The organism is Kribbella sp. NBC_00709, from assembly GCF_036226565.1.
In the GTDB taxonomy this organism is placed as follows: Bacteria; Actinomycetota; Actinomycetes; order Propionibacteriales; family Kribbellaceae; genus Kribbella.
Window position 1 is genome coordinate 5,898,580 of record NZ_CP108996.1, and the last position, 18,218, is coordinate 5,916,797.

At 67.3% G+C, this 18,218-nt stretch carries 18 protein-coding genes, 1 other RNA gene and 1 pseudogene; 9 read left to right on the plus strand and 11 right to left on the minus strand.

Features of this window, described 5'->3' with window-relative positions; genetic code table 11:
- The first annotated feature begins 15 nt into the window (after positions 1-15).
- Entirely contained in the window at positions 16-492 is a 477-nt protein-coding gene (locus tag OHA18_RS29010; protein WP_328998487.1) for a GNAT family N-acetyltransferase, read from the plus strand.
- On the opposite strand, the gene OHA18_RS29015 is transcribed toward OHA18_RS29010, so the two are convergent.
- Together OHA18_RS29015 and OHA18_RS29020 are read right to left on the minus strand one after the other, a co-directional pair.
- Complete coding sequence (locus OHA18_RS29015) at positions 489-1,634, minus strand: alpha/beta hydrolase (protein ID WP_328998488.1); 1,146 nt, start codon at positions 1,632-1,634, stop codon at positions 489-491. The genes OHA18_RS29010 and OHA18_RS29015 overlap by 4 nt on opposite strands.
- A gap of 84 nt (positions 1,635-1,718) precedes the next feature.
- Positions 1,719-4,910, minus strand: a complete 3,192-nt coding sequence (locus OHA18_RS29020) for a S8 family serine peptidase (protein WP_328998489.1) — start codon at positions 4,908-4,910, stop codon at positions 1,719-1,721.
- Between the two features lie 189 nt (positions 4,911-5,099).
- Here OHA18_RS29020 and OHA18_RS29025 point away from each other — a divergent pair, with 189 nt between their 5' ends.
- A complete protein-coding gene (locus OHA18_RS29025; protein ID WP_328998490.1) occupies positions 5,100-5,831 on the plus strand; it encodes a DUF899 domain-containing protein in 732 nt (243 codons plus the stop codon).
- Positions 5,832-5,887: 56 nt separating this feature from the next.
- Here the strand turns inward: OHA18_RS29025 and rnpB are convergent.
- Positions 5,888-6,286: RNase P RNA component class A (rnpB, locus tag OHA18_RS29030), an RNA gene on the minus strand.
- Between the two features lie 10 nt (positions 6,287-6,296).
- Positions 6,297-6,659 (minus strand): DUF952 domain-containing protein, encoded by a 363-nt coding sequence (locus OHA18_RS29035; RefSeq protein WP_328998491.1) that lies wholly within the window; start codon positions 6,657-6,659, stop codon positions 6,297-6,299.
- A gap of 44 nt (positions 6,660-6,703) precedes the next feature.
- Between OHA18_RS29035 and OHA18_RS29040 the strand changes: the two genes are divergently transcribed.
- Both OHA18_RS29040 and OHA18_RS29045 read left to right on the plus strand, forming a co-directional pair.
- Complete coding sequence (locus OHA18_RS29040; RefSeq protein WP_328998492.1) at positions 6,704-8,173, plus strand: S10 family peptidase; 1,470 nt, start codon at positions 6,704-6,706, stop codon at positions 8,171-8,173.
- Complete coding sequence (locus OHA18_RS29045; protein ID WP_328998493.1) at positions 8,170-8,637, plus strand: GNAT family N-acetyltransferase; 468 nt, start codon at positions 8,170-8,172, stop codon at positions 8,635-8,637. The genes OHA18_RS29040 and OHA18_RS29045 overlap by 4 nt, the downstream gene beginning before the upstream one ends.
- A 3-nt stretch (positions 8,638-8,640) precedes the next feature.
- On the opposite strand, the gene OHA18_RS29050 is transcribed toward OHA18_RS29045, so the two are convergent.
- Entirely contained in the window at positions 8,641-9,096 is a 456-nt protein-coding gene (locus tag OHA18_RS29050) for a hypothetical protein (protein ID WP_328998494.1), read from the minus strand.
- Positions 9,097-9,282: 186 nt separating this feature from the next.
- Between OHA18_RS29050 and OHA18_RS29055 the strand changes: the two genes are divergently transcribed.
- The gene (locus tag OHA18_RS29055) at positions 9,283-11,205 is read left to right on the plus strand and encodes an HNH endonuclease signature motif containing protein (protein ID WP_328998495.1); all 1,923 of its coding nucleotides are present in this window, start codon (positions 9,283-9,285) and stop codon (positions 11,203-11,205) included.
- Positions 11,206-11,490: 285 nt separating this feature from the next.
- On the opposite strand, the pseudogene OHA18_RS29060 reads toward OHA18_RS29055, so the two are convergent.
- The 3 genes and pseudogenes from OHA18_RS29060 to map all read right to left on the minus strand — a co-directional run.
- A pseudogene (locus OHA18_RS29060) lies at positions 11,491-11,616 on the minus strand (FAD-dependent oxidoreductase); the annotation flags it as partial.
- Positions 11,617-11,673: 57 nt separating this feature from the next.
- Entirely contained in the window at positions 11,674-12,054 is a 381-nt protein-coding gene (locus OHA18_RS29065) for a GNAT family N-acetyltransferase (protein ID WP_328998496.1), read from the minus strand.
- A complete protein-coding gene (gene map / locus OHA18_RS29070) occupies positions 12,051-12,899 on the minus strand; it encodes a type I methionyl aminopeptidase (RefSeq protein ID WP_328998497.1) in 849 nt (282 codons plus the stop codon). Before map ends, OHA18_RS29065 begins: the two co-directional genes overlap by 4 nt.
- Positions 12,900-12,952: 53 nt before the next feature.
- On the opposite strand from map, the gene OHA18_RS29075 reads away from it, so the two are divergent.
- Positions 12,953-13,141, plus strand: coding sequence for a hypothetical protein (locus OHA18_RS29075; RefSeq protein ID WP_328998498.1), 189 nt, complete (start codon positions 12,953-12,955; stop codon positions 13,139-13,141).
- A gap of 96 nt (positions 13,142-13,237) precedes the next feature.
- On the opposite strand, the gene OHA18_RS29080 is transcribed toward OHA18_RS29075, so the two are convergent.
- Complete coding sequence (locus OHA18_RS29080; RefSeq protein WP_328998499.1) at positions 13,238-13,822, minus strand: histone H1-like repetitive region-containing protein; 585 nt, start codon at positions 13,820-13,822, stop codon at positions 13,238-13,240.
- A gap of 295 nt (positions 13,823-14,117) precedes the next feature.
- Between OHA18_RS29080 and OHA18_RS29085 the strand changes: the two genes are divergently transcribed.
- Together OHA18_RS29085 and OHA18_RS29090 are read left to right on the plus strand one after the other, a co-directional pair.
- Positions 14,118-14,864 carry a helical backbone metal receptor gene (locus tag OHA18_RS29085; RefSeq protein WP_328998501.1) on the plus strand — a complete coding sequence of 249 codons (747 nt, stop codon included), beginning with the start codon at positions 14,118-14,120 and terminating at the stop codon, positions 14,862-14,864.
- Positions 14,865-14,927: 63 nt separating this feature from the next.
- A complete protein-coding gene (locus OHA18_RS29090; protein WP_329006219.1) occupies positions 14,928-15,104 on the plus strand; it encodes a hypothetical protein in 177 nt (58 codons plus the stop codon).
- Here OHA18_RS29090 and OHA18_RS29095 read toward each other — a convergent pair.
- Positions 15,101-15,598 carry an NUDIX hydrolase gene (locus OHA18_RS29095; RefSeq protein ID WP_328998502.1) on the minus strand — a complete coding sequence of 166 codons (498 nt, stop codon included), beginning with the start codon at positions 15,596-15,598 and terminating at the stop codon, positions 15,101-15,103. The genes OHA18_RS29090 and OHA18_RS29095 overlap by 4 nt on opposite strands.
- 89 nt (positions 15,599-15,687) lie before the next feature.
- On the opposite strand from OHA18_RS29095, the gene OHA18_RS29100 reads away from it, so the two are divergent.
- Complete coding sequence (locus OHA18_RS29100; RefSeq protein ID WP_328998503.1) at positions 15,688-16,587, plus strand: aldo/keto reductase; 900 nt, start codon at positions 15,688-15,690, stop codon at positions 16,585-16,587.
- On the opposite strand, the gene OHA18_RS29105 is transcribed toward OHA18_RS29100, so the two are convergent.
- On the minus strand, positions 16,532-18,187 hold the full coding sequence (locus OHA18_RS29105; RefSeq protein ID WP_328998504.1) for an alpha/beta hydrolase: 1,656 nt from the start codon (positions 18,185-18,187) through the stop codon (positions 16,532-16,534). The genes OHA18_RS29100 and OHA18_RS29105 overlap by 56 nt on opposite strands.
- Between the last annotated feature and the right edge of the window lie 31 nt (positions 18,188-18,218).

Genomic DNA, 18,218 nt, shown 5'->3' on the forward strand with positions numbered 1-18,218 from the left:
AGATCGGGTGGACGAATGATCAGAAAGCTGGGGCAGCCGGGCGATCTCGGCTGGGTAGTGCAATTACACGCGGAGATCTATGCGGCCGAGTACGGCTGGAGTTCGTCGTACGAGACGCTCATCGCGCAGATCGTGGCGGCGTACGCGACCGACCACGACGACGAGCGTGAGGCGGCGTGGATCGCCGAGGTGGACGGGGAACGGGCGGGCAGCATCTTCTGCGTGCGCGGTCCGGACGAGACCACGGCGCAGCTACGGCTGCTGCTGGTGACGCCGGCGGCGCGCGGGCTGAAGCTCGGCGCCCAGCTGGTCGACATGTGCTTGGCGTTCGCACGCACGGCCGGTTACAAGCGGATGGTGCTGTGGACCAACGATCCGTTGGTCGCTGCGCGGCACATCTACCTGTCTCGCGGCTTCCGTCTCACAGCCACCGAGCCGCACGACATGTGGGGCGACAAACTGGTTGGCCAGACCTACGAGCTCGACCTTTAGGTCCGGCAGGCAGGAGCGCCGGGCGACGGCGTCTTGTAGATCGCGTGCGACAGGAAGGTGTTGATGTAGCCGTTCGTGACGGTGAGGGCGTGGCGCGGGCCGACGCTGCCGAGTGGCAGGAACCTCCGCAGCGGGTAGGCCAGGTAGTAGACGCCGTAGTCGGTGAAGTTGAAATGCCTGCTGCCGGGAACGGTGGCGCACCACGACGCGCCATTGCTTGCCTTCAGCAACGACAGTGCGCGGTTGCGGTCCGTGTCGTTCTTGGCGTCCGGACCGCACACGCTGGTGATGCACGAGTCGTCCGCGCCGAGCAGCATGAACGGCGCCTTGACGCCCTTCGTCACCACGTCGCCGAACTGACTGCCGTCCAGGTCGACCGCGGCCGCGCACCGTTGATCCTGCCGGCACGCCTCGAGCGACGCGGCGCCGCCGAACGAGTGGCCGACGTACGACGGTCCGATCGTGGGCTCGACGGAGTTCGGGAGCTCCTTCGTGACCATGCCGGCGGCGAAGCGCGCGTCGGCCGCCCAGACGGTGACGAGGTGGTCGCCGACCTGTTGGGAGCCCTCGGTGCTGTCGCCGAGGTTCGGCGGGTTCGCTTCCGGTTTGCTCTCGATGGTCTGCCCGCCGAGGACGGTGAGGTTCGCGCTGTACGTCGGCGTGACGCCCGCGACGAGGTACCCGTGACTTGCGAGATCCTCGGCGAGGGTGGCGTACATCGGAGCGGACAGGCCCATGCCGGGCATCAGCACGACGACCGGGAACCGGCCCGGCGCGACGGCGACCCGGTCGAGGGCGCGGTCCTGGAGGGTGTCGAACGGTCCTTGGAAGAGCGAGACCGGTGACTTGAGGTGCAGCCCGCTCCACTGACCCGGTGCGTACTGCACGCGGCGGCCGGTGGTGTCCTTGGCGACCGGGTACCAGAGCCAGACCGCGAGCTTCCGCGGACCGTTCGTGTACGGGTCGCGGCGCGGCGTGTCGGTCCATTCGAACGTCCGCCGGCCGACCTGGTAGGTCCCGGTCGGCTCCGGCAGCGATACCGGTTCGGACCGCTGTACCAGCACCCAGCCGACGTACCCGGCTCCACCGAGCAGGACGATCAGCAGCAGGATCACGATCCCGGTCCGCACCCGTCTGCGCATGCGTTCAGTTTCTCATCGCCTGCGGGTCGAACCGGGCTCCGACCCACGCGTACCGCAGCACGCGTGGGCCGGTGGCCGGATTGCTCAGCTGACGGACTGGATGATCACGTCCCCTTGACCGATGAGAACGTTCGCATCCGTCCGGGCCTCCACGTTGCCGTACAGGACCCGTCCTGCAGCGGGCACCGCGCCCGGGGTCACCAACGCCGGGACGGTCCACTGCGCGCCTGTGGCCCGCAACGCGTTGGCGTCCGTCACGGCGATCGAGCCGTACGCCGCATTACTGATCACGTCGCGGTAGTTGTACGTCGTCGTACCCGACGGCACGGCGAACCCGTCGACGAGCACGACCCACACGCCCACCGCAGGGTTGTTCACCGTGAGCGCCTCCTCGGCGGTACTGCCCGCACTCTGCGCAGCCAGCACACAGGTGCCGGTCGTGCAGTTGTATGCGAACAGGTCGAGGTCCGCCTTGATGTCACTCGCGCCGCCGATCGCGGCCCGGAGCGACGTCGTACCGGGCGTGACGCTCACCTGGAACTGCTGCTGTGCGGCGTCGGCAATCGTCGGAGTGGACAGCTTGGCGCTGCCCAGCGCAGTGCCTACGGCCTTTCCGGTGAAGGCACCTTGCTGGTTCGTCAGCGTGTACGAACGAGCAATCGGCTGTCCGAGGGTGCCGCTGGCGATCACGTCCGGGTTCGGCGAGATCGCGACACCGAGCAGCGATGCCGACAGCGTGTACGGCGTGTTGAGGAGGTCCGACGTACGCCTGGCCTCGACCGTGATCTCCCAGACGCCCGGCTGCGGGTTGCTGACCGTGCGGCTGAGTGGATCTCCGCCACAGGTCCCGCCGGCAACCGGTGGGCTGTAGCAGTACAGGCTGTTGGTCTCGGCGCTCTCGCTCGGTACGCCGTACGGGCTGAACCGGAGGAATCGCGCCTGGCCGGTGCCGGGTGTGCTGTTCGGACCCGACAGATCGACCTTGAACGCCGCCACGCCCGCCGGTACCTGGAAGAAGTAGCTCGTCGTCTGGTTGCGGCCGATCTTGCCGCTGACCGTCTTCGACGGCGTCGCCTGTGTCAGGCCGTACGGCACCACGATCGTGTTCAGGGTCTGGAACTCGATCCCCGGCGAACTGGTGTCGTCGAACTGCAGCAGCGCCGAATGTGCGCCGACGGACTTGGCCTTGACCAGGACCGGTAGCGACACGTCGGTGTTGAGCGGCAGCTTGACGTTGCCGGCGGTGACGAAGGTGCCGTCCCCGCTGAGCCACGACAGGTTGTACTTCACGGTGCCGGCCGGTCCCGAGGTACGCCGCAACGTGTACGTGCGGGTGTACTGGGTGCCGAGGACCACGCCCTCGCGGTCGTTGATGCCGGTGCCGATACCCGGTGTCTTGAGGAAGGCGGACAGCGCTGTGCTGACCGGGACCGCGGCGGTGATCGTGTCCGTCCGCGGGCTCTTCTTCAGCAGGTTCCACGCGGCGCCGACGTTGGCGAGGCCGTTGCCCTGCTCGTAGGCGCTGTAGTCGGTCAGGAACCGTGCCGACGAGAACAGCGACTTGCGCAGTTGCGCCGGCGTGACCGACGTCCCGTTGGCCTGTGCGGCGCTGAGCAGCAACGCAGCTGCTCCGGCCATCTGCGGCGAGGCCATCGACGTGCCCTGGAACATGCCGTAGCCCGGCGGCAGGGTGTACGTGCCGACGACCGGCTGCCCTGGTTGCCAGGTCGGGACGGCCGAGATGGCCGAGCCCGGTGCGACGATCTCCGGCTTGAGAGCGCCGTCCTCGGCCGGACCGCGGGACGAGAACGGGTGCAGGTTCTCGGCCGGACCGGTCTTCGAGCCGTAGTTCGCCAGCCAGCTGGCGCTGGTGATGTACGAACCGACGCTCACGACCTTCGACGCCACCGCGGGGTCGCCGATCGTGTTCATACCCGGTCCGCTGTTACCGGCGGAGAAGAACATCTGGACGCCGTACGTCTCGATCAACGAGTTGTACAGCTCGGCGCGGGCGTTGTTGCCGTCGTTCAGCGCCGGCAGGCCGCCGATCGACATGTTGATCACGTTCACGTGTGCCTGGGTGACCGCGTAGATCATGCCCTCGAGCAGTGCGTGGTTCGTGCACCCGGCGATGAACAGGCAGACCCGGACCGACACCAGCTTGGCGCCCGGTGCGGCACCGCTCATCTTTCCGCCCAGGAGCTGGTTACCGGCCACGATGCCCGCGACGTGCGAACCGTGCGCGCCGGAGACGATGCCGATGTTCACGACATTGTCGGCCGGATCGGTCTGTACGACGAACGGCATCGATTCCTTGATCGGCGTGGCCGGGTTGTCCGTCCCGAACGTCCCGACGTCGTAGTTGACCTTGTAGTCGGTCATCGCCGGGTTGTCGGCGAACGTGCCGTTCTGGTTCGTGTCGACCCAGACCCTGCCGGTGGTCTTGTTCCAGGCGACGCCGAACGTCCCGCTCGAGCCGGCCGGGTTGCCGTCGCGGTTGACGTCGTTGCCGAGCTCGCCACCGAGGCGCGGGTCGCGTTCGTTGAAGGTGCCGGTCTGGACGGGGCCCTCGCCGGGCAGGCCGACCGTGCTGCCGTCGACCGTGGTGTTCATCTGGATCCACGTCGGGTCGTTGTCGGCGTTCGTGTTGCCGACGAACGTCGGGTCGGTGTAGGTGACCCAGTCGACGATCTTCCGCTCACCGGTCGACGTCGTGTTCAGCGCCGGGTGGCTCAGGTCGACGCCGGTGTCGAGGATGCCGACCGTCGTACCGCGCCCGTCCCAGGTCGGGTGGGCGTTGACGAACTGCGCCGAACCGATGTCACCCGTCGGCATGTACGGGTTGACCCGCGGAGTCGTTGCCTTCGGCGGCTGCTGCGGCGTCGGGTCGACGGTGCCCTCGGGGCGCGGATTCTCGAGCGGAATCACCTCGTCGACGTCGGCGGCCTTGACGCCCAGGACGTTCGCCACGTCCTCCGCCTTGTCGATGTTGATCTTGACGCGCAGGTAGCCGATCGAGTCGGTGCGCTTCTCGACGGTGCCGCCGAGCTTGGCGACCCGCTGGGCGACGTCGTTGCTCTGCCCCTTCTCGGCGGCCACGAGCAGGGTGACCGTCTTCTGGCCCTTGGCCCGCGCCTTCTGCAAGAGTTGTTTGTCGCTGTAGCCGAGATCCTTCTTCGTTGTCGGCGCTGCGGCGGCCGGTGTTATCCCGACCATCGCCCCCACCAGCAGCGCGGCGAGCGCCACTACCCCAAACTTCCTGGTTCGAGACAGCATCGTGCGAATCCCCTCCCGTGACCACGTGCCCCTGATTCGTAACAGTTCGTGGACCCCCAGGAGGCACAGTCGCACCAAATCTCGTCCATCGCCAGACCTCGACCGCACTGAACCTGCGGCCCGATGTCGAACTCGCGGGTTCGGCTCCGACGTCGCGGGTGTCCTGGTCGTTTGCTGGAGGAGAGAGTGATGAACCTGCCCGAGATCGTGTCGCGGGACGAGTGGCTGGCGGCGCGGGAAGCGCTGCTGGAGGCGGAGAAGGCGTTCACCAAGGAGCGGGATGCGCTGAACACCCGGCGCCGGGAGCTGCCGATGGTGCTCGTCGACAAGCCGTACGCGTTCACCGGCGCCGACGGACCGGCCGGTCTGCTGGACCTGTTCGAGGGGCGCAACCAGTTGGTCGTCTACCACATCATGTATCCGCCCGAGTGGGACGCCGCCTGCCCGAGCTGCACCGGCTTCGTGGACGAGATCGGGTCACTGGAACACCTCCACGGCGCGAGCACGACGTTCGCGCTGGTGTCCCGGGCGCCGTACGAGAAGCTGGCCGCGTATCAGGCCGAGCGCGGGTGGGCGTTCCCGTGGTACTCGTCGTACGGGAGCGACTTCAACTACGACTACCAGGTCACGCTGGACGAGTCCGTCGTGCCGTTCGTGTACAACTACCGCACCAAGGCGGACTGGGACCTCCGTACCGGCAACGACTTCATCCAGCAGGATCAGCCCTTCGACCTCCACGGCCTGAGCTGCTTCCTCCGCGTCGGCGACGCCGTCCACCACACCTACTCCACCTACGGCCGCGGCCCCGACTCCATGACCTTCACCCCCACCGCCCTCGACCTGACCGCCCTAGGCCGCCAAGAACCCTGGGAAAAGCCCGCAGGCCGAAGCCTCGACCCTACGGACGACCACTGCCACTGACCGCTCGCACGATCGCGGCGGCCCGATCGACCTGCGGGGGAGGGGTCGCCGGTGCGGGAACGGGCCGGTCTGTAAGCCGGATTCTGTGGTGGCGATCATCCATCTACGGTGACCGTTGCCGGGCACCTCCAGCAGCCTACCCGCGAGCTCGGGCGGGCCGCCCTCGAACGCTCGCGCGGGTGGTGGTTGCCCACCGCCCTTCTTGGCCTTGCTCCACGTGGGGTTTACCGAGCCTCCGCAGTCACCTGCGGAGCTGGTGGTCTCTTACACCACCGTTTCACCCTCACCCGCACTCCCATGAACCACGGGGTTCATCGGAGCCGCTGGCGGTCTGTTCTCTGTGGCACTGTCCCGCGGGTTACCCCGGGTGGGCGTTACCCACCACGCTGCCCTGTGGAGTCCGGACTTTCCTCGGCGCCCGCTTGCGCGGACGACGCGATCGCCCGACCGACCCGTTCCGTCCCCTCAGGATACGGCTTGCGGCGAGACCGCGGGCCATCGGCCGTCGGAGCCGCGCTCGTACGGGCGTACATCGACGACCGCGTCGAGGTTCAGCGGCCCGTAGATGTGCGGGAACAACTGCTCGCCCACGGGCTCCTCGCACAGGGCGGACACCAGCCGCCCGGTGTCGATCACCAGCAGGCACAGCGGCTCGTCCACGTCGTCGTACACGAAGTTGGCCACCAGCGCGACCTGCTCGGGCCGGGATGCGTGGATGAACGTGGCGCCGTCGTCGAGGCTCTTGCCGCGGGTCGACCACCGGTAGCATCCGGCCTCGACCGCGGCCTCCCACTGCTCCACGAACGCGATGTGCAGAATCGTCGCCATAAACCCAAGGCTAGCGATTGCCGCCGTGGATTAGGGTGCTCGACATGGCGAACGAGGAGCAGACCGAGACCGAATCCAAGCCCGCCACCCCGGTCGACGACCTGGTGACATCGCAGCACACGGTCACGGTCGACGGGCAGGAGTTGCGGTACACCGCGACGACCGGGCGGATCGTGCTCCGGGAGGAGGTGTACACCGACGGCAAGTTCGACGGGCTGAAGCCGAAGGCCGAGGTGTTCCTCACCGCGTACACGCTGGACGACGCCGACGCCGCGGATCGACCGGTGACGTTCGCGTTCAACGGCGGCCCCGGTTCGTCGAGCATCTGGCTGCACCTCGGGCTGCTCGGCCCGCGGCGCGTGGTCTCCGGCGACGTGGGTGAGCTCGCGCCCCCGCCGTACTCGATCGTCGACAACGCCGAGACGCTGCTCAAGTACAGCGACGTCGTGTTCATCGACCCGGTGTCGACGGGGTTCTCGCGGGCGGTCGAGGGGGAGAAGCCGGGGGACTACCACGGGTTCACCCGTGATCTGGAGTCGGTCGGTGAGGTGATCCGGCTGTGGACCTCGCGGAACGGGCGCTGGATGTCACCGAAGTTCCTGGCCGGCGAGTCGTACGGTACGACGCGCGCCGCCGGACTGGCCGCACACCTGCAGCAGCGGTACGGGATGTACCTGAACGGCGTCATGCTGATCTCGGTCGTGCTGGAGTTCGGCACGCTCGACTTCACGCCGGGCAACGACCTGCCGTACACGCTCTTCCTGCCGACGTACGCCGCGATCGCGCACTACCACGGGGTGATCGAGGACCAGTCGCTCGAGGACCTGCTCGCCGAGGCGGAGCGGTTCGCGGCCGGGCGGTACCCGAATGCGCTTGCCCAGGGCAACCGGATCCCGGCGGACTACCGCGCGGAGGTCGTCACCCGCCTGGCCGCGCTGACCGGACTCAGCGAGGACTACATCGACCGGGTGAACCTGCGGATCGAGCACATGCGCTTCTTCGGTGAACTGCTCCGCTCCCGGCGGCAGACCGTCGGCCGTATCGACGGCCGCTTCACCGGCTGGAACGCCGACTACGGCTCGGAGACACCGGACCGCGACCCGTCGATGAACGCGATCACCGGTCCGTACGCCGCGGCGCTCAACCACTACGTCCGCGTCGAGCTCGGATACGAGAACGACCTGCCGTACGAGGTGCTGAACATGGACGCCGCCAAGAACTGGTCGTACAAGGAGTTCGAGGGCCAGCAGATCACGGTCGCGGAGAAGCTCGCCGAGGCGATGCGCGTCAACCCGCACCTGAAGGTGTACGTCGCGTCCGGGCACTACGACGGTGCGACGCCGTACTTCGCCACCGAGCACACGCTGGCGCGCCTGCAGATCCCAGCCGAGCTGACCGGCAACATCGAGACGAAGTACTACCCGGCCGGCCACATGATGTACGTCCACGAGGAGTCCCGCGTCCAGCAGTCCGCGGACCTCGGCGCCTTCATCGGGACCGCATCCAACCGATGATCCTGATCCGCCACCCCGGCGCGACGCAGCCGATCGCCGTACCAGGCGTCGTACTGCGCCCGCCGGTGGCCGCGGATGCGGTCGACCTCGGTCGCCTGTACTTCGACGCGTACGAGCCGGGCGTCGCCGCGGAGACTGAACAGGACGCCCTCGACGACATCACCCTCAGCTTCGAAGGCGGCTACGGCGTACTCGACCCGACCCTCAGCCGACTCGCCTGGTCAGGCGAGCAGCTGGTAGGCGCCCTCCTCGTCGTAGAACGCGCCCCCTGGCCGGACACGCCGGACTGCCCGTTCATCATCGAACTCTTCACCGCCCGCTCCCACCGCCGCCTCGGCATCGCGCGACTGCTACTGAGCGTCTGCGCGAACGTATCTGTCGCCCTACGAGTCGAGGACAACAACGCAGCGGCCCTCGCGCTCTATCACAGCGTCGGGTTCCGGGGTGTTGCTGATGGCAACTAATTGTCACCCTCCCGCGTTCATCATCGCGGCGCAGGCCACGAGCGCCGTCGCGAGCATCAACCCTGCGACGAGGTACGCAAGCACTATCGCCGAGAGCGCCAGCACACGTCCCGGGGTCTGGCCATGCACCTCACGGAGTCCCGTCCGAGCACAGCGCACTGCTGCGGCACTGACGAGTGCCGCAGGAAGAACCTGAAGCACAAGGCCCCACGCATCGAACGACGGATCTGAGTACGACAGCGTCGTCATCAGTCCGGCCGCCGCCCACAACACCACCGGTGCAACCAAGGCCAACACAATGGCCGCAACAGCAGGTGCCCATGACCGCTGACGACCACCGTTAGCCGATGGACCCACCGAGTGCCCGCCACGCAGACGGCCCGCTGCGAACCACACCGCGACACCCAGAACGACCAACCCGATGAAGGACCACAGAGACGAGTTGTCGCTCCACGCCATGGGAGCCTCCTCGCGTCTCTCGTCAGTAAAAGACGGGAGAGCGCAGCTGTACAGGCGCAGACAGCTCCTATCACGATCTGGGCCTCCGCGACGGATGATCTTTCTGCTTGTGGATAGCTGAATCGCCTTGAAAATAAGGGGATTCTGGTTTGAGAACTGTCGGTGGGTGTGTCTATCGTTGTGGGCATGGAACTTCTGGGTGAGCGGCCGGTCTGGTCGATGAGCGACAGCGAGCTGCTGCCGACTCTCGACCAGGTAGACGCTGCCGTCGCCCGGTTGCTCACCTACCGCCTGCAGCTGATCGCCCGCGTCGACGAGACCGGTCTGGCCGAAGAGCTCGGTGCCCGCGACACCGCCGAGCTGCTGGCCATGCGCCACCGCATCGAGCGCCGTGACGCCCACCGCGACCTCAAACTGGCCCGCAGTTTGCCTAAGTACGACGCCGTGTCGACAGCCCTGACCGACGAGACCCGGCCGCTGCGTCCAGCACAGGCGAGCGCGATCGTGACGGCGCTGGAGCGGGTGCGGTCCAGGGTTCAGGTAGAGGACCTCGATGTCGCGGAGGAACAGTTGGTCAACCTGGCCGGGCACTTGTCCGCTGGAGAGCTGTCGAAGGCTGCCAGGCAGATCTGCGAGCTGCTGGACTCCGACGGCCCCGAGCCCGACGAGAACGCCGCGTACGCCCGCGAATCGCTGACCCTGATCGAGGCGGAGAATGGTGTGAAGTTCCGCGGCTACCTCGCCAATGAGAACGCCGAGCTACTCCGATCCCGCATCCACGCCGCCGCCCGCCCGCACAAGACCATCGACGGCGAGCTCGACCCACGATCCCGCGAGAAGCGCCAAGCCGACGCCCTCACGTCCACCTTGGCGATCGCCGCGTCCGCCGCCGACAGCGGCTTCAAACCGCCCACCACGAACACCGGCCCGAAACAGCCCACCAAGGACACCGGCTCGAGGCCGCCCACCAAGGACACCGGCTCGAAGCCGCCCACCACCGGTGCTGCTCCCACGGATGAGGGCGCTGACCTCGCCGCCGGCGGCGGCTTCAGGCCATCCGCCGCCGGTGCCGGTCCCTTAGACGCGGGCGCCGAGGTGCCTCCCTTCGACGGTGCGGTCGAGGACGCGGCCGGCCCGGGCAGCTGGGTCCCCGGATTCGGCGCGAAGGCGAACATCACCGTCACTATCGACTTCGAAGACCTGAGGTCGGCCGCCGCCGACGCGACCGGCGACCTCGTGTACGGCGATGGTCTCTCAGCCGCGGCGATCCGCCGGCTGGCCTGCGACGCGAAGATCATCCCGCTGGTGCTCGGCTCGAACTCCGAACCTCTCGACGTCGGACGCGCCGAGCGCCTGGTGACGCGAGCGATGCGCCGAGCCTTGAACGTCCGTGACAAGGGCTGCGTGGTCTGCGGCGCCCCACCCATCCACTGCGACGCCCATCATCTCCAGTCCTGGATCGACGGCGGCGATACCGCGATCCACAACCTGGTCCTCCTCTGCCGAGCCCACCACAGAGCCCTCCACGACGGCCACTGGCTCATCACCATCACAGACGGAGCCGTCCAGGTCTCCCGCCCAACCTGGGCAGACCCACCACCCCAACCAAGACGAAACGCGTCACCTCTCATTTCGCCAAACACGGCCCTGCGACTGACCCCTTGCACCACCGAAGACCCAGCCGCGCCCGGGCCACGCACCACTCCGCACACGACCGCGAGCACGGCTCCGGGCACGGCTCCGGGCACGACTCCGAGCACGGCTCCGAGCACGACTCCGCGTACCAGTGGGCGTACCGGTCCGCGCTCGAGTCGGCGTCCGGGGCGGCGTCCGAGTCGATGGTCCGCCGACGAAGCGTCGATGCAAGAGGCCGCCCGCTTCGCCGTCCGCGGCGATCCCCCGACAGATCCAACACCCACAGCACCCGAGAGCCACCTCGCACCCGAGAGCCCCCTCGCGCCCGAGGACCGAGTTGTACCTGAGGACCGCGTCGCACCCGAGGAACGTCTTGCGCCCGAGGACCACCTCATGCCCGAGGACCACCTCATGCCCGAGGACCGCGTCGTACCTGAGGACCATCTCGTTCCCGAGAGACGTCCGCGACGGTGAGGGGAGTTGGGGTCGAGCGGCTGCGGGAGAGGCGGTCGGCCGCGGCGGAACTGCGCGCGACCGGTCGGTCGACGGCAGCGGTGGAACACGCCGCACGCGTCGTGGTGTGGATGCGTCCCGACACCGGGCTTCCGGTGGCGTGCCTGTGTGTCGGTGCCTGGCGTCGCAGGTTGCCGATGGCAACGGTTGGGAGATGCAACCGCGGAAGCTCCTGCGGCACAGGTTGGTGCGAAGAGCGCGGTAGCCGTCGTACGGCGAGTGGGTGAAGGCCGCGCCGCCCTTCACGTCCCCCATCGCAGAGACGCCGGGGGTGGAGGTTTCCAGGTAGTCGTCGACCTCGATGAAGCCGCGATCGTCGACCTGAATACCGGCCGCCTCGGGGTGTGGTTCGTCCAGCTCCGTGATCGTCGTTGATCCCGTGCAGTGGGCTCGCCTTTGATCAGGTCCAGACCGTTGTGCGCCAAGCGGCTACGGGTAGATGCGGAAGCCTGAGAACGTCCGGTGCTCGAACGATGCGTAGAAGTCGTCAGCGGTGTCTGTCACCAGGTCTACTCGCTGGGCGCCGGTCAGGGGCGTGGCGTGCTCGATGAGTTCGCGGCCGATGCCTCGGCGGCGGTGGTTGTGGTGGACCGCCATCATCGAGAGGTACGCCACGATGTGTCCGTCGCTGAGCAGGTAGGCGAAGCCGATCACCTCGTCTCCGTCGACGGCGACCACGCTCGTCACACCAGGGGCGGTGAGTACCGCGTGCGCACGGTCGAGGTCGGCGCCGAAGCTCGGCCAGCCTTCGGCTTCGCACAGGGCCACGATGCCCGCGAGATGCACGGGCTCGTACTGCGTGATCGTCACGGCAGAGTGAGTACTTCGGCGCCCGTGTCGGTGACTACCAGGGTGTGTTCGAACTGGGCTGTGCGGGACTTGTCCTTGGTGGTGGCGGTCCAGCCGTCGTCCCACAGGTCGTACTCGTAGGTGCCCAGCGTCAGCATCGGCTCGATGGTGAATGTCATGCCGGGCTCGATCACGTCGTCGAAGCGTTCGTCGTCGTAGTGCGGGATGATCAGGCCGGAGTGGAACGACGTCGAGATGCCGTGGCCGGTGAAGTCGCGGACGACGCCGTACCCGAAGCGTTTGGCGTAGGACTCGATCACGCGGCCGATGATGCTCACCTGCCGGCCGGGCTTGACCGCCTTGATGCCGCGGTTCAGCGCCTCCAGCGTGCGCTCGACCAGCAGCCGGCTCTCCTCGGCGACGTCGCCGACCAGGAACGTCGCGTTGGTGTCGCCGTGCACACCGTCGAGGTACGCCGTGATGTCGACGTTGACGATGTCGCCGTTCTCGAGCGGGCGGTCGTCGGGGATGCCGTGGCAGATGACCTCGTTGACCGACGTGCACAGCGACTTCGGGTAGCCGCGGTAGCCGAGCGTCGACGGGTACGCGTCGCGCTCGATCAGGTACTCGTGGCCGACCGCGTCCAGCTCGTCCGTCGTCACGCCTGGCTTGGCCGCCGCGCCGACGGCCTGCAACGCCCGCGCGGCGAGTTTGCTCGCGACCCGCATCTTCTCGAGCAGTTCGGGCGCCGTCACGTAGGAACCGTCGAACGGTGTCGGCGCCGGCTTGTCGACGTACTCCGGGCGCGGGATGGAGGCGGGGACGGCGCGGCGCGGCGAGATGTGGCCGGGGGTGAGGATCGACATGGTGAGATCATTCTATTCAGCTGCGACAAGACTCCCAGGAGGTGGTCATCCAGATGAGCGACGATCACAGCAACGAGTGGTACTACAACACCAAGACCGGCAAGGTCGAGCCGTACTCCGGTGCGAAGTCGGGCGACCGGCTGGGCCCGTACAGCTCCCCGGAGGAAGCCGCCCGCGCGCTGGAGAAGGCCCAGGAACGCAACGAAGCCTGGGAGAACGACCCGAAGTGGGACGACGACTGACAGGTCGCACCGACCACATGCCGAGGGGCACCACCGACGCCGGTGGTGCCCCTCAGGTTTGTCGTGACGGACGTCGCGCGAGCGCGGACGTCCGGATCAGCGGGCTACCCGCCGAGCCGCGGTCTTACGGGCCGGGGCCTTCTTCGCGGCGGTCTTCCGGACCGCCGTCTTCTTCGCCGCGACGCGCTTCGCGGGTGCCTTCTTGGCAGCGGCCTTCACCGGTGCCTTCTTGGCGGCAACCTTCTTGGCGGCGGTCTTGCGGGCCGGAGCCTTCTTCGCAACCGTCTTGCGCGCGACGGTCTTCTTCGCCGTCGTCTTCTTGGCGGCGGTCGTGCGCTTGGCCGTCGTCTTCTTCGCGGCCGTTGTCTTCTTGGCAGCGGTCGCCCGCTTCGCCGGCGCCTTCTTCGCAACGGTCTTGCGGGCCGTGACCTTCTTCGCCGGGGCCTTCTTCGCTACGGCCTTCTTGGCGGTGGTCTTCTTGGCCGGGGCCTTCTTCGCCACCGTCTTCTTAGCGGCGGTCTTCTTGGCCGCACTCACCTTCTTCGTCGCTGTCTTCTTTACTGCGCTGACCTTGCGCGCGGTTGTCGTCCGCTTCGCCGGGGCCTTCTTCGCGACAGTCTTCTTGGCGGGAGAAGCCTTTTTGGCTGTCGCCTTCCCTGCGGCTGCCTTCTTGGCTGGCACTCTGCCTCCTTGGTGCGGCTGAGGAAAACCACGGTGGATTCCTCGTCGTCATGATGATGACAACACTTGTGCGCCACGTAAAGCACCCGAAACGTCTACAGGTTAAGGCGAACTGGCGGCAAAGAGCGGCGCAAATGCCGAAAATCCTTGTGCAGAAGGGATTCCGCCGTGACCGGAGCATGCCGGATACGCTCAAGAATTTCTTGGCGACACGCGGCAGAATCTGCCCTGAAGTGCCCCGATCGGCGAGTGTTGTCCTCGGCAACGTCCTGCGAAGGTGAGGTGCAACGGGTCGATGAACAGCGTGTACGACGACGTCGGCAACGTGATCGAACTGCCTGCCGAAGTACGTCGTGTGGTCAGCATCGTGCCGTCGTTGACGGAGTCGATCGCGGTCACGCATCCGTCGTTGATCGTTGGTGCGACCGACTGGTGTACGCATCCCGCGGACCTCGACGTCGTACGTGTTCGCGGTACCAAGAATCCTGACGTCGACCGCATCGGCGAACTCGCACCGGACGTCGTCGTAGCGAACGCGGAGGAGAATCGCGCGGCCGATCTCGACGCGTTGCGCGACCGCGGAATCGCGGTGTGGGTGACGGCGCCGGCAACGGTCCCCGAATCACTCGACTCACTCGACCGCATGCTGTCGGCGATCGTCGGCGACGTGCCCGCGTGGTTGGTGCGAGCGCGCGAAGTGTGGAGTTCGCCGTACGACGGAATGCGCCGGCGGGCCGTGATACCGATCTGGCGGCGGCCGTGGATGGCGTTGGGGCGGGACACGTTCGCGGGTGATCTGCTCGCGCGGATCGGCATCGACAACATCCTGAGAGATTCCGGCGAGCGTTATCCACGGTTCGATCCGGACGCGTTACCGGAGTACGACATCGTCGTGCTCCCGGACGAGCCTTATGCCTTTTCCCGCACCGATGGTCCGGAGGCGTTCGCCAAACCCGCACGCTGCATCTCGGGCCGCCATCTCACCTGGTACGGCCCGTCGCTGGTCGAGGCGCGCGACGTGCTGAGCGGACAGCTGGCGTGACGTCCGCCACGATAGCTCGGCTGTCACCTAGACGGTTAGGTATGCCTCACCTACACTCGCCGGGTGCCGTCGATGACCGCGAAGAAGAAATGCTGCAAGGACAAGCCGAGGTGCAAGAAGTGCCCGGTGGTCCTGCTGCGCCTGTCGAAGGCAGGCTGCGCGGAGCGGATCGACAAGGTCCACTACAAGGTCGACAAGAAGGTTCCGAAGAAGGTCCTCAAAGAGGCGCGGACCCGCTAGGACGCGCGCCGCAGCGTGATCGCGTCGGCGGCCTGCCGGAGCAGACCGGGGATCGTCACGTGCGCGGCCTGACCGGTCGCCTCGAGGTCGTCGCCGTACCACCAGCCGTGTTTGCTGATGGTCTGCAGCTCGAGCTCCTCCTGGTTCGCGAACGTCACGTCGACGCGGTCCACCGCGACCGCGAAGAAGGTCTGGTGCTGGATGATCTGGCACCCGCCCCACTCGAACTCGATCGTGTTCGTCGCCACCGGCGTGCCGAGCGCGTCGGCCGGCAGCACGATGCCGACCTCTTCGCGCAGTTCACGGCTGGCCGCGTCGCCGACAGTCTCGCCGGCCTCGACGCCACCGCCGATCGTGAACCAGTACGGCGTCTGCGGCTTCAGCGGATCCCATCCGTGCAGCAGCAGCACCTTGCCGTCCGGACGCACCGGCAGCACGCGGGCCGTCGTACGGCGTCGGACCGTTCCTGGTGGTGGCAGCTGAGATTCGCTCACACCACAAAACGGTAAGGGACCTGAGCCGCCCCACGTCGAGTGTTGCGGCGAGTCTCACATAGTTGCCGGAGACATCTACGATCGATGGCATGGCGAGTATCGGTCTTGGGCTGGCGGCGTTGGGGCGTCCGGGGTACATCAACCTCGGGCACGACGAGGATCTCCCGCCGGGGCGTGCGGTCGAGGACCTGCGGGCCCGCACGCACGAGTTGCTGGAGCAGGCTTGGCAGGCCGGTGTTCGGTACTTCGACGCCGCCCGTTCGTACGGTCTTGCCGAGAAGTTCCTCGGGGAGTGGCTGACGCCGGAGCGGCGCGCTCAGCTCACCATCGGCTCGAAGTGGGGCTACACGTACGTCGGCGAGTGGCGGCAGGACGCGGCGACGCACGAGGTGAAGGACCACGGCCTCGCCACCTTCGAACGGCAGTGGCCGGAGACCCTTCAAGCGCTTGGTGGGCCGCCGGACTTCTACCTGGTCCACAGCCTGACGGCCGACAGTCCCGCGCTCGACGACAAGCGTTTGCTCGACCGTCTCGGCGAGCTCGCCGACTCAGGGGTGCGCGTCGGCCTCTCCACCAGCGGACCACGCCAGGCCGAGACTCTCCGCAAGGCAGTCGACCTGGGTACGCCGTTCTCGGCCGTCCAGGCGACCTGGAACGTCCTGGAGCCCTCCGTAGGCCCCGCCCTCGCCGAGGCGCACGAAGCCGGCTGGTTCGTCGTCGTCAAGGAGGCAGTCGCGAACGGGCGCCTCACCAGCCACGCCGGTGAGACGCCCTTCAACGCATTCGCGCACCAGCACGGAGTCGCTCCCGACGCGCTGGCGATCGGCGCAGCTGTGGCTCAACCTTGGGCCGACATAGTCCTCAGTGGAGCCACGACTGCTTCCCAACTGGCGAGCAACCTCGCCTATCGACTTGACGGACCCCTGACCGAGTTCACCCAGCAGCCCGAGGAATACTGGACCGAACGCTCGGCCCTACCGTGGATCTGAGCTCCTGACGAAGCGCGCTAGCGCCTGAACTGGCCTTGGCGGCCGATGCGAGCGCGGTGTCCGGCTGCGGTGCCGGGACCGGTGGGCATTTCACGTCGGAGTGGTTGCCTGGCTGACGAGCCGGAAGTGCGCCGGTCTGCAGGTACGCCACGATGAGGTCGTCGGTGCAGGTCACGCCGGACAGCGAGCCCGCGTGCGTGGTACCGCCGACACCTTCGATGAGGACCGAGTTCGGGAACGTCTTGCGCGTCTGCAAGGCGCCCGAGTACGGCGTAGCCGCGTCCAGCGTCTCGTTGATGAGCAGGGCGCCCTGAACGTGACGGCCGTCGACCTTCACCGGGTTGCCGGCCTTCGCGGGCCAGAAGGCACACGGGGCGTTGAACCAGGCGTTGTTCCAGGTCAGGAACGGCGCCTTGGCGTAGATGCTCCAGTTGTCACGGCGCCAGGTGTTCCAGTTGGTCGGCCACTTCGCGTCGGTGCAGGACACTCCGAGGTAGACGGCGTACCCGTTGTCGTCGAACGGCGGGCCGCCGTACAGGTCGACCAGGGGAGCGGCGTCACCGTCGTGGACCCACGATGCGAAGGCGTTCGCCACGTCCACCCAGCCGTACACGTAGTACGCGGCCTGGGTGAAGATGTCGTTCCACTCGTCCGGCCCGATCTTGCCGTCGGCGGGATGGCCGACGAGTTTGCGCAGTTCGGCGTAGTACCGGGCCTCGACCACACGCTCGGTGGTGCCGAGATGCCAGGTGGAGTTGTGCGCGGCGACGTACGCGAAGAACACCTTGACGCTCTTGTTGAACGCGATGTCCTGGTCGAGGTTGGCCTGGTACCAGACGCGGGTCGCGTCGACGACGCCGTCGAAGATGACGCGGCGGAAGCGGTTCGGGTACAGCGTGCCGTACACCTGGCCGAGGTACGTGCCGTAGGAGAACCCGTAGTAGTTGATCTGCGGTGCGTCGAGCGCCTTGCGGATGCTCTCCATGTCGCGGACCGAGTCGAGCGTGGTGAGATGGCCGAGCAGCGCGTGCTGTGCACTGTTGCAGGCCTTCGCGTACGCCTTGGACCGCTGGATCCAGATCTGCTCGAGCTTCGGTGTGACCGGGACGTACAGCGGACGGTTGTAGCCGGCGTAGTCCGGGATGCAGCTCAACGCGGGCTTGCTCGAACCGACACCGCGCGGATCGAAACCGATCCAGTCGTACGCGTCGCCGGCGCCGTTCGGCACGAACTCACCGAAGATCGCGTAGATCAATCCGGAACCGCCCGGTCCGCCCGGGTTCACCAGCATCGGACCCTGCGCCTGCGCGTCGGGTGTCTTGTGTTTGACCCTGGACACCGCGAGCTGGATCTTCGTCCCGCTCGGATGGTCGTAGTCGAGTGGTACGACGACGTACCCGCATTCCGCGCCCCGGCTGACCAGAGTCGGATTTGTGCAGGCACCCCATTGCACCGGCGGTGGCGTGTAGCTCGCCGGCTTCGAAGTGGACGGGCTGGATGTTCCGGACGGTACGGCGCTCGCGGCCGGAATGGAGCTGATTACTCCACCAACCAGCGCGAACGAGACGCCTGCGGCAACAATCAATCGACGAATTCTCATCGGGCCTCCCCTTTTGCCGCAAACATCCTGA